The organism is Plantactinospora sp. DSM 117369 (assembly GCF_053764795.1).
Genome location: NZ_CM132446.1, coordinates 3,796,315 through 3,810,503, shown reverse-complemented (window position 1 = coordinate 3,810,503; position 14,189 = coordinate 3,796,315). Strand labels below are relative to the sequence as shown.

Genomic DNA, 14,189 nt, shown 5'->3' with positions numbered 1-14,189 from the left:
GATTGTCGTGAGGTCAGCGGGCTGGTGTGCTCTCCCGCACGTCGGACGGCGACAACTCCTTGTCGGGCGTGCTGCCCTGCGCCCGGTCGGGCTTGGCGCGCTGCTCCTGCCGCAGCAACTCGCCGAGCATCCGCATCTCGGACACTCGGCGGTCCTGATAGAGCTTCGCGATCTTTCCGATGGTGGTACTGCGTCCTCGACGTGACATCGGCCCTCCAGGAATGCTTGTGAATCGGCGTCACAAAGCACGTTAGGCGATGTGAACTATGTGCACAAGAGTTTCCCTCATGCTAGTGTTCACGCGTGACGAGAGAGCCGAGCATGGCCCCCAGCGAGGCCACCCTGACCGCCAGCGGCATCGCGCGACTGGCCAACGTCGGCAGGGCAGCGGTGAGCAACTGGCGTCGCCGGTATGCAGACTTCCCGACACCGGTGGGCGGCACCCCGACAAGTCCGTCGTTCGACGCACGGGAGATAGTGGACTGGCTACGGCGACACGGCCGGCTGCACCAGGCCGGCACCGAGCAGTGGGCCTGGCGACACATCGAGAGCTATCAGCCGGCGTCGCAGATCAACGACGTGCTCGGCATCGCCGGGGCATACCTGCTGGTCCGCGCCGGCCAGGCCGAGACCGCCGGCGACACTCTGCCGACTCCGAAACAGCTCGTCACCCGCTTGCGCACACTCGACGCCAACCTGGGCAAGCTGGTCGGAGACGTGTTGCCGAAGCAGTGGAACGCGCAGCTCAGCACGGTGTTACGTACGGTCGACCAGCTCGGCGCCGAACAGGGCGACGAGGCGGCCTTCGAGTACCTGCACAGCCAGTACGTTACCTCGGCACACTCGCTGTCCGGTCTCGCCGGGACACCGACCAGCGTCGCCGACGTGATGGTCACTCTCGCCGGCATCGGAGCCCGCACCTTCGACTTCACCAGCGGCACCGGCTCGATCCTGCGGATGGCCGCCGACCGCGCCCTGCACAACGGCAGGGTCACCCGCTGCTATGCCCAGGAGCTGAACCCGCAGTACGCCTTGATCACCCTGCTACGGCTATGGTTCGTGCACCTGCGTGCCCGACAGGCCGGGCACGACGCGGAGCCACCTGTCGTGCACGTCGGTGACAGCCTGCTCGGCGACGCCCTGCCCGAGCTGCGGGCCGACGTCGTCGTGGCGAACTTTCCGTTCGGCATCCACGACTGGGGTCACGACCGCCTCGCCTATGATCCACGCTGGACCTACGGGCTACCTCCGCGTACCGAACCCGAACTCGCCTGGGTGCAACACGCCCTGTCCCACCTCGCCCCCGCCGGCACCGCCGTGGTACTCATGCCGCCGTCTGCCGCATCGCGTCCCGCGGGCCGCCGGGTCCGCGCCGAACTGATCCGCCACGGGGCCCTCCGCGCGGTCATCGCCCTCCCCGCCGGCCTGATGCCGCCGACCGGAATCGGACTGCACGTCTGGGTGCTCAGCCAGCCCGATCCCCAGCAGCCACACTCCGGAGAACTGCTCGTAGTCGACGCCACGACGGCATCCGCGAGCCGGCCCCTCGCCGAGATCGTCGGCACCGCGTGGGCTGCCTACCGAACCGATCGCTACGCGGAACTACCCGGTGTGCACCGCACCGTACCCGCCATCGAGATGCTCGACGACCAGGTCGACGTGACACCGCAACGACACCTGCCACGGGCCGGTGAACTCGCCGCCAGCCCGGCCCAGACGATCGCCAGGATCGGCGAATTCGAGCAACTTCTCGACCACCTGCGGCGCAGCCTGCCCGCCGTACGCGAGGTGGAGACAGCACCACTACGCGAAGCCCCCCAAGCCGACATCGCCGACCTGATCCGATCCGGCAGCATCACCGTCCAGCGCGGCGCCTCCCGTAGCCGGTCGACCAGCGCCACCGTGTTGACCGCCGCCGACATCCTCTCCGGCGGCCCGGCCACCGGCTCGGTCACCCGCATCACCAACGACGAGCCGGAATCGCGAGTGTGCGCCGGTGACATCCTCGTCCCCGCCGTCGGCCACAAGATCAACGCCCGAGTGGCCACCGCGGAACAGGTCGGCGCCGAACTCGGGCCCGGCACTCAACTGGTACGCGTCGACACGGCCCGCTTCGATCCATGGTTCGTCGCCGGTGTCATCTCCCGGACCGACAACCTACGGATCGCCGGTCGAGCCTCCAGCACCGGCAACGGCGCCCTGCGCATCGACATCAGGCGACTCACCATCCCGGTGATGCCGTTGGATCAACAGCGGGCGTACGGGCAAGCTTTCCGCCAGCTCGTCGAGTTTCGGACCATGCTCGAACGGGCTGCGGCAAGCGGAGCCGTGCTGGCCCGCGAGATCGCCGACGGTCTCACCGGTGGCGACCTCGGCCTTTCGGCACCGGCAACCCCTGCTTGAGCCCACCCCGGCGGATGCAGCGCCCCACCACGTCTCCACCTCAGTCCATACCGGTGATCCGGCGCAGCTCCTCCACGCTCGGTGTCGCCGACGGCCGCAGGAGTGAAACACTGTCCGGCACCGCCGGATCTCCGACGACCTCGAGCCACGTCGCCGCCAACTGGATCCGCCCACAGTCCGGCAACCCGCACGGCCGGCAGCCGTCCACCGTCCGTGGCCAGTGCGCCAACATCACCTGCCGCGCCATCACCGTGACGAGCCGCCGTCGCTCCGGGTCCGGCGACACCAGCCGATCCGTGATCACCAGCCACAAGGCCCACTCGACCGTGGGACACCACCTGTCCCGACAGCCACCACAGTGCTCCCCCTGGGCATGCGCGACGATCGACGCCCACGCCCAGTCGACCGCCAGCCCCGGCGCACCCTCCGGCCCGTTCACGACAGCCGGTCCAGCGCCGCGCGGACATCTCCGGCCGTCACCGCCGCCGGCAGCGTCCCGCCCAGCAGCACCCGCACCGCGTGCTCCCGCCGGTGCGCCTCGACCGCCCACGACCAGAGCGGGCAGCCGTCCGGCCCACACCAGCCGCACTCCCGCAACGCGTGCGTGCCGAGGACGAGCCGAGCGAACGCGCACTCCACCGGCACCGGCCACTCAACGGCCAGCCAACGCCGCACCATGCGGATCACCACCCCGTCACCTCGGTCCGCACGGCGAAAGCCGCAGCGAGGTCGGCTCGGGCCTCACGTCGGCGCCACACGGCCAGCATCCGCATACAGCCACCCCGGGGCGCGCACTCCTCGCACCGCTCGCCGGCGAGATGCTGGGCCGCGATCTGCTCGTCGATCTGCTGCTGGGTCTGTTCCTGGATCTGCTCCCGGATCTGTTCCTGGATCTGTTCCTGGTCCACGGCGGGCTCCCTACGCGCCACGACGTCCCGGAGCACAGGTCACGGAGCGCCGCTCAGATGGGCGGATGGCGGACGCCGGTCGGGCCACCCACGGGGGATGGCTGGCCCGACCGGCCGGGACACCGGATGGCCGTACAACACGGTCAGCGTCCCTGCCCTGAGGGTGCACCCACGACTACGTAGGGTGAAGGTTGGTGGCGTACCAGAAGGACAAAGCGGCGCGGCGAGTAGTACGAGACGTACCGGTATCAGCAACCGACCAGATCGGCCAGCTCTGCCAACTCCTTCGTCATCGCCCGACGCCGAGCCGCCGCCAGGTCGGTCACGATGTCGCGGGCGTACCGCTGGTGCCGCAGCCACGCCGGCGCACGGTCCCGCAGGTCCACCAGCACGTCGGTCGCGTCACCGTACTGACCGGTCTGCACGTACGCCGACGCCACGTCGAGCCGGTGCCTCTGGTACGACGACGGCGTCACCGACGCCGATGGCTCCACCTCGGCGGCCAGTCTTAATGCCCGGCCGGCGTCCCCGGCGAGTACTGCGGTCTCCACACGCATCATCGCCACTGTTGTCACCGACAACTCGGTGCCTGCAAGGTCGACCAGCTCGTGTCGCCGGCCGCCGAGCCGCACCGCAGCCGCTTCGGCGAGGTCGAGCATCTCCGCGCTGTCGTCGTCCCGGTTGTCGCGGGCCGCCGCAGAAGCCGCCCGAACCAGCAGGTCGCCCCACACGGCCAACTCCGCCGGCTGGGCCCGGGACAGCCGAGGCTCGACCGCGTCGGCGGTCCGGACTGCGAGCCGTTCAGCCTCCACCACCCGAGCCTGCCGAACCAGCAACCAGCACAGCGATCGGATCGCGGTCGCGCCAATCACTGGCTCGCCGGACTGGGTAGCGGAGTCGACAGCGGCGATGAGCGCGACATGCGCAAGGTCGCTCTGGCGAAGCTGGATCATCAGCCGGCCGGCAAGCTGGTGGGCGTGGGCATGCAGCCCATACGCCTCGGCCTGCGCGTCGCCGTCGGTCGCGGTGACCAGCGCCCGCGCCTCGGCCAGTAGGGCGGGCATCGCGGTCAGTGCCGCGGCGTAGTCGTTGGCGTGGTAGAGCCGGCCGGTCTCCCGAATCGATGCCAGCAGTCCGGCAGCGGACGGCGGCCGACGCTCGGCCTGGTCATCGACCGGCTGCCCATCCAGCCCTCGTACCGGAGTAAGCGCCCGCCGGATCTCGACCAAACCCAGCGGACGGGCACCCGGCTCGCGGAGCGCGGCAGCCCGCGCGGCACTGCCAAGCAGAGCCGACGTGGGTACGCCCAGCGCCCGGGCCAGCCGAGCCAGGGTCGCCATCCGGGCAGACGCCCGCTTGCCCTGTTCCAGGGCGCGGATGGTCTCGACGGAGACGCTGGACGCCTCAGCCAGTTGCTCCTGGGTCAACTCGGCCCGGCGGCGGATCCGGGCGAGGTGCTCGCCGATAGTGGTCTGCATCGCGTCTCCCAGCTAGCGGTCTGGGCGGCGGGGCGCCATCCACTACTCCGGCGCCCACCACGTTGGACGGTACACCGGTGGGATTGCTGTCGCGCCCACGCGTGGGGCGGGCGTCGCGTCCGGGAACCTCTCGAGAGCCGAAAGGCTGATTCGCATCCACGCGTGCACGGAGTGGAGCCTTCCGAGCAGCACGACCGGCCGGGACCACGGGCCCGGGCTGTATCCAAATGCCTATCGCCGGTACGGGTGCGGCATCCGCGCGCCCAATCCAACAGCGGATGGTGGATTCGGGATCACTCCCGCGTGCGCGGGGAGCAGGCCGAGGGGAAGGAGTAGCCGGTGGCCTGTTCAGGATCACCCCCGCGTACGCGGGGAGCAGGTGCGCGGTCTTCGCGCCAAGAGCCTGGAACTGGGATCACCCCCGCGTGCGCGGGGAGCAGTCGCAGTGCCGGTCACGCACGCGCTGCGTCTCGGGATCACCCCCACGTGCGCGGGGAGCAGACACAGTTCTACACCCCCGAGGAGTGGACCACCGGATCACCCCCGCGTGCGCGGGGAGCAGTCCGCGATAATCGCCACCGGTTCCACTATCAGCAACCGACCAGATCGGCCAGCTCTGCCAACTCCTTCGTCATCGCCCGACGCCGAGCCACCGCCAGGTCGGTCACGATGTCGCGGGCGTACCGCTGATGCCGCAGCCACGCCGGCGCACGGTCCCGCAGGTCCACCAGCACGTCGGTCGCGTCACCGTACCGGCCGGTCTGCACGTACGCCGACGCCACGTCGAGCCGGTGCCGCTGGTACGACGACGGCGCGACAATCGGGGACGGCTGCATTCCGGTCGACAGGGACAGGGCCCGATCCGGCTGGCCGGCGACCGCCGCCACCTCGACCCGCATCATCGCCACCGACGCCACCGACAGGTCCGTGCAGGCGACGTTGAGCAAATCGTGGTGCCGGCCGCGAAGCCGAACTGCCGCCGATTCCGCCAGATCAAGTTGCTCACGGGCATCGTCGTCCCGGTTGTCCCGGACAGCCGCCGCAGCGGCGCTGACCAGCAGATCGCCCCAGACCGCCAACTCCTCCGGCCGCGCTCGGGACATGCGGGGCTCGACCGCGTCGGCCGTCCGGACCGCCAGCCGCTCGGCCTCGACGACACGCCCTTGCCGCAGCAGTAAACGGCACAGGGAACGGACCACCGTCGCCCCGATCACCCGGTCGCCGGACTGCGCGGCAGAGTCAACGGCCGCAGCGAGCGCAACATGCGCGAGGTCGCTCTGACGGAGCTGCATCATCAGCCGACCCGCCAGCCCGTGGGCGTAAGCATGCAGCCCGTACGCCTCGGCCTGCGCCTCGCCGTCCGTGCTGGCGACGAGCGCGCCAGCCTCGCCGAGCAGACCGGGCAGCACAGTGAGCATCGCGGCGTAGTCGTTGGCGTGGTAGAGCCGGCCGGTCTCCCGGATGGATGCCAGCAGTCCGGCAGCGGACGGCGGCCGGCGCTCGGCCTGGTCATCGACCGGCTGCCCATCCAGCCCTCGTACCGGAGTAAGCGCCCGCCGGATCTCGACCAAACCCAGCGGACGGGCACCCGGCTCACGGAGCGCGGCAGCCCGCGCGGCACTGCCAAGCAGAGCCGACGTGGGTACGCCCAGCGCCCGAGCCAGCCGAGCCAGGGTCGCCATCCGGGCAGACGCCCGCTTGCCCTGTTCCAGGGCGCGGATGGTCTCGACGGAGACGCTGGACGCCTCAGCCAGTTGCTCCTGGGTCAGCTCGGCCCGGCGGCGGATCCGGGCGAGGTGCTCGCCGATAGTGGTCTGCATCGCGTCTCCCAGCTAGCGGTCTGGGCGGCGGGGCGCCATCCACTACTCCGGCGCCCACCCACCTTGGACGGTACACCGCTGGTACTGCCAAGAATCACTGTCGCGCCCACGCCGGCACGGGGCGGACATCGTGGCTGGCAACCTGGCCGCCTCCGGCAGGGCCGCAGCCAGCCACTCGGCATCCTCCGCCATCGTCCCATCCTTGATGCCCGTCCTTGTGCCGAGCGCGCACCTCGACCACGTCGCGGTGACGGCGTCCAGCTCAGCACAGGCGCGCCGTCCGCTGCTGGCGGCGGCCACAGTGGATCGCCCCCGGACGGGGAGCGGGGAGTGGATGACTACCGGAGCGGCGCCCCAACGTGGATCATCCCCGCATGCGGGAAGCAGGCGATGGCTGCGTTTGCCCACATCATCACCTCAGGATCACCCCGCGTGTGTGGGGAGCAGACAGGTGTACCAACGGCGCTCGTCGCCATCTTGGTTCACCCCCGCGTACGCGGGGAGCAGATCCATCAGTCCACGCCGCTGTCCATCGTGTCCGGATCACCCCCGGGTACGCGGGGAGCAGGCCCTGTTCTCCGACCGGCCCGTCCGCCCCCGCGGATCACTCCCGCGTGCGCGGGGAGCAGTGCTGATCCGCCGTGAGGACGCCGCCCTGATCGGGATCATCCCCGCGTGCGCGGGAGCAGGCGGCCCGGGGCAGGTCCCACACCTTGATCTGCGGATCATCCCCGCGTACGCGGGGAGCAGCCGGGAATCGCGCCGCAATGATCGCGGCCAAGGAATCATCCCCGCGTGCGCGGGGAGCAGGATGGGTCGTCGCTAGCTGCCGGGTCACGCTGGGGATCATCCCCGCATGCGCGGGGAGCAGTCATCACGCTTCCCGTCTGTCTCAACCGATCGAGGATCATCCCCGCATGCGCGGGGAGCAGTAGTCGTTCATTCGCCACAGCCTGGTCCGTCCGGGATCATCCCCGCGTGCGCGGGGAGCAGCCGGATCCGGGTGGTCAAGGAGCACACCGCCAGGGATCACCCCCGCGTGCGCGGGGAGCAGTATACGCGCTGAGCGAGGTTCACCGGCCGCCGGGGATCACCCCGCGTGCGCGGGGAGCAGGATCCTCGCCGACCGCCAAGAGCGGATCGCCGCGGATCACCCCCGCGTGCGCGGGGAGCAGATCACCTCCGGGTTCGGGCTGTTGTCGGCCCACGGATCACCCCCGCGTGCGCGGGGAGCAGGGGATCTCTGTGGCCACCTACGCGAGGTCCTGCGGATCACCCCCGCGTGCGCGGGGAGACGTGGTCGAGCCGCGCGTCGATATCGTCGCGGGGATCACCCCCGCGTGCGCGGGGAGCAGCCGGTGTACGCCGCCACGATCTCGGTTGCCCGTGGATCACCCCCGCGTGCGCGGGGAGCAGGGACCTGTTCAGTCAGTCCGGGCACGAGACCGAGGATCACCCCCGCGTGCGCGGGGAGCAGGGGGAGATGGCGGTGTGCCCCAGCTCGTCGTAGGGATCACCCCCGCGTGCGCGGGGAGCAGCGGCCGTACCCGGGAGACCGCGTCGAGTTCCTGGGATCACCCCCGCGTGCGCGGGGAGCAGCAGCACCTCGCCATGGCGGTAGCCGGCGCGCGGGGATCACCCCCGCGTGCGCGGGGAGCAGACTCCGATGGCCATGGCCGGCTACGGCCACGGAGGATCACCCCCGCGTGCGCGGGGAGCAGAGGTTCCGGCCGGCGGCAAGCTCGGCTACTACGGGATCACCCCCGCGTGCGCGGGGAGCAGTCGAGGAAGTAGCGGTCGATCCGGTCCACCTGCGGATCACCCCCGCGTGCGCGGGGAGCAGTCGTTCGCCGTGTTGTGGATCGCGATCCCGTACGGATCACCCCCGCGTGCGCGGGGAGCAGGAGGCTGCCACCGTGCAGGGCCACGGCCTTCAGGGATCACCCCCGCGTGCGCGGGGAGCAGAGCTCGAACAGCGGGCGCGGGTTGGGGGTGGGGGGATCACCCCCGCGTGCGCGGGGAGCAGTTAACGCCTGCACCCGGAAGCCCGACCGCAACGGGATCACCCCCGCGTGCGCGGGGAGCAGTAGTCACGCCAATCAAATAAGTACGCGTACCCAGGATCACCCCCGAGTGCGCGGGGAGCAGCGGGGCTCCGGATCCACGATCCTGCCCGACGGGGGATCACCCCCGCGTGCGCGGGGAGCAGATGTGCGGACAGCAATCGCATACGCGATCCCTCCGGATCACCCCCGCGTGCGCGGGGAGCAGGCGAAAGTCGGCGTCGCGTGCGACGTCCTGAGCGGATCACCCCCGCGTGCGCGGGGAGCAGGGCGAGGTCACCCGCGACGACCTGGAGCGCTGGGGATCACCCCCGCGTGCGCGGGGAGCAGGTGAGCGGGCCGGACTCGACGCCGAGTGCCGCGGGATCACCCCCGCGTGCGCGGGGAGCAGGTTGGTGGGCCGGTCCAACTCCCGGTACAGGGATTGCAGGATCACCCCCGCGTGCGCGGGGAGCAGCCGATGACGAGCGCCGGCTCACGGCCGAAGATCGGATCACCCCCGCGTGCGCGGGGAGCAGCTCGCCGACTGGGTGCTCCAGCTGGCCCGGCGAGGATCACCCCCGCGTGCGCGGGGAGCAGACGTGCCGGATCTTGTACGTGAACTTGTCCGAGGGATCACCCCCGCGTGCGCGGGGAGCAGGACGGGTTCGTGACCGCCGACATCCTGGACCTGGGATCACCCCCGCGTGCGCGGGGAGCAGGCCCGGCGTGCGACCGCCGACGCCGTCACGGAGTTGCAGTCGGATCACCCCCGCGTGCGCGGGGAGCAGGTCCCGATTCGGGCTGACGTCTGGCCGGATCTCGGATCACCCCCGCGTGCGCGGGGAGCAGGCGGAGCGGGCCAACCAGCCCCGGCCGACCGGGGGATCACCCCCGCGTGCGCGGGGAGCAGTCGACAGCCGGTTTGCTGGCTCGGCCGTCGAACGGATCACCCCCGCGTGCGCGGGGAGCAGGTGCCGGCCGAGTCCGATAGGTACGCGCGGCTGGGATCACCCCCGCGTGCGCGGGGAGCAGTCAACCTGTGCCGTGTTCCCGTGCAGAACCGCGGGATCACCCCCGCGTGCGCGGGGAGCAGTTTCCTTCCGAGCCTGGTTAATTGTCGGGCCGGGGATCACCCCCGCGTGCGCGGGGAGCAGCCCTTGTTGCCCTTGATCCGCTTGTAGAGCGCGGGATCACCCCCGCGTGCGCGGGGAGCAGGGGCCCTGGTGTAGGTCGCCCTTGTTGGCTGCGGGATCACCCCCGCGTGCGCGGGGAGCAGGCCAACATCGTCTGGAGGGACTCCGGCGGGGGTGGATCACCCCCGCGTGCGCGGGGAGCAGGCGGCGGCCCGTGCCGCTATTTCTCAGGTCTAGGGATCACCCCCGCGTGCGCGGGGAGCAGGCTTCTTGACCTGCGGGCCTAAAGATCAAGTACGCCGATTTCCTTCACTTTCATCCGCAAGATCATGCCTCCGCAGTGGTGTGCCGAGAGGTGGTGCGCGGCTGGTTCGAGGGCTGGGAGCAGTGTACATGGCGAGCACCGTGCGAGCCTGCTGGTCGAGTGTGTCTCGCCATTGCCGCACCTGCGATCACCGGCCTGTTCGATCCGGTCCTGTCGCGCCGTAGCCCGTCCCGCTCACAAGCCGAGTACGCTGCGCCGTACCTCGGCACTGTCCCGCAACTCGTCGGCCGGGCCGCTCAGCACCACCCGCCCCTCGCCAAGCAGGTACGCCCGGCTGGCCACGTCGAGGGCCCGCTGCACGTCCTGCTCCACCACGAGCACACTCACCCCGCCCGCGTTGATCCGGACGATGGCGTCGTACACCTCGTCAACCCGGACCGGCGCGAGCCCCAGCGACGGCTCGTCGAGCAGCAGCAGGCGCGGCCGGGCCATCAGCGCCCGGCCGATCGCGAGCATCTGCTGCTCTCCCCCGCTCAGGCTGCCGGCGAGCTGGCCTGCGCGTTCGGCGAGCCGGGGAAAGATCTCGTAGACCTCGGCCAGGGTGACCCGGTACTCCCGGCGGGCACCTCGCCGGTACGCGCCGAGCATGAGGTTGTCCAGCACGGACATCCGGGGAAAGATCCGCCGTCCCTCCGGGACGACCGCCACCCCGTGCGTGCAGACCCGGTGGCCGCGCAGCCGGGTGATGTCGGTACCGCCGACGCTGATCTCCCCCCGGTGCGCCGGATGGATCCCGGCGACCGCGTTGACCAGAGTGGACTTTCCGGCGCCGTTCGGGCCGACGACACAGACCGTCTCCCCCGCGCGCACCTCGACGGCGACGTCCCAGAGCGCCTGCGCGTCGCCGTACCGCACGTCGAGGTTCCGCACCCGCAACAACGGCTCAGACATGGGCTTGCCTTCCCAGGTAGGCGCGGACCACGGCCGGATCGTTCAGCACGGTCTGCGGATCGCCGTCGGCCAGGCAGCTACCGCGATCGAGTACCACGAGCCGGGTCGCGAGCTGGTTGAGTACCCGTAGCAGGTGCTCGACGATCACGATCGTGATGCCGCTGTCGTGGATGCGCCGGACCACCCGCACCGCGTTGTCCACCTCGGCCGGGTTGAGTCCGGCCAGCGCCTCGTCCAGCAACAGCACCCGGGGGTTGGCGGCGACGGCCCGGGCCATCTCCAGCAGTTGCCGCTGGTGCAGGTTGAGGCTGCTCGGGTACGCGTCGGCCAGGTGCCCGAGCGCGACCGTGCCGAGGTGCCGCTCGGCGATCGGCCGGGCCCGGCGCAGCGACATCGGCGTACGCCCGAACATGATGGCCATCGCCACGTTGTCCCGGACGGTCATCGAGTCGAACGGGCGGGGGATCTGGTAAGTCCGGGCCATCCCGACGTGGGCGATCCGGTGCGGCGCCAGTCGGGTGATGTCCTGCCCGCCGATCCGGATCGTGCCCCGGGTCGGCCGGATCGTGCCGGAGAGCAGGTTGACCAGCGTGGTCTTGCCGGAGCCGTTGGGGCCGACGAGACCGACCAGTTCGCCCTCCCGGATGTCCAGGGTCACCTCCTCCAGCGCGTGCACCCCGCCAAAGTACCTGGCCACCCCGCGGCATTCGACCAGCACCGCACCGGGCCCGCCCCCTCGCGGGCCGGTGACCCGGATCGGGGCCGTACGGGTCTGAAGGACAGTGGGAAGGCGGGTCGCGGCGGCGTGGCCCGGCGCGGCCTCCGGCGCGCCGGCATCCGGCGAGACGTCGTCGATCCGAGCCCCGTCCGGCGCGGCGTCGTCGATCCGAGCCCCATCCGGCGCGACGTCGTCGATCCGAGCCCCATCCGACGCGGCGTCGTCGCTCGACGCAGTCTCGGCCGCAGTCGCAGCGGACGGAACGGCGCCCGCCGCAGCCGCACCGGTCACGGCAGTGTCGGCCGCAGCGGCATCGGTCGCAGCGGACGGGGTTGCCGTCCGGGTCCGGTGGCCGGGTGGGCGCAGTCCCAGTCGGGCGGAGACCCGGGGCGAGCCGAGCACGATGGCGACCAGGCTGGCGGCGAGCATCCCGACGACCAGCCAGTCCAGCAGTTCGCCCCAGACCCGGAGCACCGCGAGGGCGCCGCTCACCCCGACCAGGGTGCCGAGCGCGACCAGCGGGCGGGCCCGCAGCCGCGCGTACAGGCCGTCGGGGGCGAGCGCGACCAGCAGGGCGAGGATGCCACCGAGAATGATCATGTTGTACGCGTCCAGGCCGTACGAGGAGAGCCGGTCCTGGAGGGTGACGATCAGCACCGCGCCGATCACCGGACCGAGCCAGTGACTCCGGCCGCCCAGCACCCCCATCACGATCACGAAGAGCGGGATGGTCAGCCCGAAGACGCTCTCGACGGTGACGAAGCCGATCTGTAGCGCGTAGACGCTGCCCGCCACCCCGCCGAGTACGCCGCTGAGCAGCATCGCCAGCATCTTGTAGCGGAACGTCGCCACCCCGGTCACCTCGGCGACGTCCTCGGCGTCCCGGATCGCCGCGAGCGCGGAACCGGACCGGGTGTGCTGGACGACGTACGCGACCGCCACCGCGATGGTCGCGATCAGCAGCGCCAGCAGGAACTGGAACTGCTGGAACGAGCCGACCAGCCCCGGTAGCTCGGGGACCGGGACACTCGCCCCCTGTCCCCCGTCGATCGACCGGTTGATCCGGGCGAACGCGGCCAGGATGAACGGCACGGCGAGGGTTAGCAGCGCGAAGATCTCGCCCCGCAGCGAGCCCAGCCGGAACGCCACCGCACCGACCCCGAGGGCGAGCAGTCCGGAGAGCACCGCCGCGAGCGGCAGGGTGAGGAAGAAGTCGACGCCGTGCCGCCCGCTGAGCACGGCGGCGGTGTAGGCGCCGACCCCGACGTACGCGGCCTGGCCGAAACTGAAGTAGCCGCTGTATCCACTGAGTAGGTTCCAACTGGTCGCCTGGGCGATCCAGAAGCAGATCGAGCCGAGCAGCACCAGATAGAACGACGCGATCCCGAGTTGGTCGGCGGAGGCGCCGACGGCGGCCAGCACCAGGAACGCCACCAGCAGCCCGACCCCACCACGGCGGATCACCGGACACCTCCGGCCACGAAGAGTCCCTGCGGGCGCAGCAGCAGGGCCAGGATGATCGCCGAGAAGAGTACGAACGGCGCGGTGGCCGGGGACCAGACCGCGGAGACGACGCCGGAGAGCACTCCGACGAGGATGCCGGAGGCGAAGGTACCGACCACCTCGCCGATCCCGCCGAGGATCACCACCGCGAAGACGGTGCCGAACCACTCGTACGCGGTCTCCGGGGTGAGCGCGTTGGAGAGTGCGAAGACCATGCCGGCCAGCGCGGCCGTGGCGCCGACCACCCCGCCGAGCAGGACGCTGAGCCGGCGGTGGTCGACCCCGAAGGCACCGGCGACCGCCCGGTCCTGGGCGATCGCCCGCATCGCCCGGCCGGCGAAGGTACGCCGCAGCACCAGGTGCGCGCCGACCACCACCAGCAGGGCGAGGCCGAACGCCAGCAGGGTGGTGACCGGGAAGACCAGCCGGCCGAGGGAGACCGAGCCGGTGGCGTACGGGTTGACCTCGGCCGGCATCCGCTGGAAGTCGGCGCTCCAGACGTTGCTGACCACCTGGATGGTGATGCTCAGCAGCCCGAAGCTGACCAGCAGCGAGTTGAACTCGCTCAGCCGGAGCCGGTCGAAGAGCCACTGGATCGCGGCGCCGGCCACGAACATCAGCGGCACCGTCACCACCAGCGTCAGGATCGGGTCGAGCCGCCACGAGGTGGCGATCTGGAAGGTGAGGTACGCACCGATCAGGATCAGGCCGAAGTGGGCCAGGTTGATGACGCGCAGCACCCCCCAGGTGACGGAGAGGCCGGTAGCCATCAGGGCATAGAGGCCACCGATCAGCGCTCCGGTGAGGGCGGCCTGGAGGACGTTCATACGGGACATCGCCTCGGGTCTGGTCGGGTCGGCGGGGCCACCGGGCGGCGGGGCCGAGCGGCGCGACGGGCGGTCAGGGATCGATGGTCTGGGATGGACGGTCCGGGATGGACGGTCAGGGGTGGACGGTCAGGGGTG

General features: G+C 71.1%; 10 protein-coding genes and 1 CRISPR repeat array. Of the genes, 1 reads left to right on the top strand and 9 read right to left on the bottom strand.

Annotated features, from left to right (window positions below):
- Positions 1 to 13: 13 nt before the first annotated feature.
- Positions 14 to 208 (bottom strand): hypothetical protein, encoded by a 195-nt coding sequence (locus ACSMXO_RS16605; protein ID WP_455418422.1) that lies wholly within the window; start codon positions 206 to 208, stop codon positions 14 to 16.
- Positions 209 to 303: 95 nt separating this feature from the next.
- Here ACSMXO_RS16605 and ACSMXO_RS16600 point away from each other — a divergent pair, with 95 nt between their 5' ends.
- A complete protein-coding gene (locus ACSMXO_RS16600; protein WP_455418421.1) occupies positions 304 to 2,403 on the top strand; it encodes an HsdM family class I SAM-dependent methyltransferase in 2,100 nt (699 codons plus the stop codon).
- Between the two features lie 40 nt (positions 2,404 to 2,443).
- Here the strand turns inward: ACSMXO_RS16600 and ACSMXO_RS16595 are convergent, their stop codons facing one another.
- The 8 genes from ACSMXO_RS16595 to ACSMXO_RS16560 all read right to left on the bottom strand — a co-directional run bounded on the left by ACSMXO_RS16595 (position 2,444) and on the right by ACSMXO_RS16560 (position 14,060).
- Positions 2,444 to 2,842, bottom strand: a complete 399-nt coding sequence (locus ACSMXO_RS16595; RefSeq protein WP_455418420.1) for a hypothetical protein — start codon at positions 2,840 to 2,842, stop codon at positions 2,444 to 2,446.
- Positions 2,839 to 3,093 (bottom strand): hypothetical protein, encoded by a 255-nt coding sequence (locus ACSMXO_RS16590; protein ID WP_455418419.1) that lies wholly within the window; start codon positions 3,091 to 3,093, stop codon positions 2,839 to 2,841. The genes ACSMXO_RS16595 and ACSMXO_RS16590 overlap by 4 nt, the downstream gene beginning before the upstream one ends.
- Positions 3,087 to 3,311, bottom strand: coding sequence for a hypothetical protein (locus tag ACSMXO_RS16585; protein WP_455418418.1), 225 nt, complete (start codon positions 3,309 to 3,311; stop codon positions 3,087 to 3,089). Before ACSMXO_RS16585 ends, ACSMXO_RS16590 begins: the two co-directional genes overlap by 7 nt.
- A 248-nt stretch (positions 3,312 to 3,559) precedes the next feature.
- Positions 3,560 to 4,789 carry a helix-turn-helix domain-containing protein gene (locus ACSMXO_RS16580; protein ID WP_455418417.1) on the bottom strand — a complete coding sequence of 410 codons (1,230 nt, stop codon included), beginning with the start codon at positions 4,787 to 4,789 and terminating at the stop codon, positions 3,560 to 3,562.
- 590 nt (positions 4,790 to 5,379) lie between these two features.
- A complete protein-coding gene (locus ACSMXO_RS16575) occupies positions 5,380 to 6,609 on the bottom strand; it encodes a helix-turn-helix transcriptional regulator (RefSeq protein WP_455418416.1) in 1,230 nt (409 codons plus the stop codon).
- Positions 6,610 to 7,330: 721 nt separating this feature from the next.
- A CRISPR array of direct repeats spans positions 7,331 to 10,052; the repeat unit is 28 nt; unit sequence GGATCACCCCCGCGTGCGCGGGGAGCAG.
- Between the two features lie 234 nt (positions 10,053 to 10,286).
- Positions 10,287 to 11,003: an ABC transporter ATP-binding protein gene (locus ACSMXO_RS16570; RefSeq protein ID WP_455418415.1), complete on the bottom strand. Its 717-nt coding sequence runs from the start codon at positions 11,001 to 11,003 to the stop codon at positions 10,287 to 10,289.
- Complete coding sequence (locus ACSMXO_RS16565; protein WP_455418414.1) at positions 10,996 to 13,185, bottom strand: branched-chain amino acid ABC transporter ATP-binding protein/permease; 2,190 nt, start codon at positions 13,183 to 13,185, stop codon at positions 10,996 to 10,998. The genes ACSMXO_RS16570 and ACSMXO_RS16565 overlap by 8 nt, the downstream gene beginning before the upstream one ends.
- Complete coding sequence (locus ACSMXO_RS16560) at positions 13,182 to 14,060, bottom strand: branched-chain amino acid ABC transporter permease (RefSeq protein WP_346256728.1); 879 nt, start codon at positions 14,058 to 14,060, stop codon at positions 13,182 to 13,184. The genes ACSMXO_RS16565 and ACSMXO_RS16560 overlap by 4 nt, the downstream gene beginning before the upstream one ends.
- Positions 14,061 to 14,189: the final 129 nt, after the last annotated feature.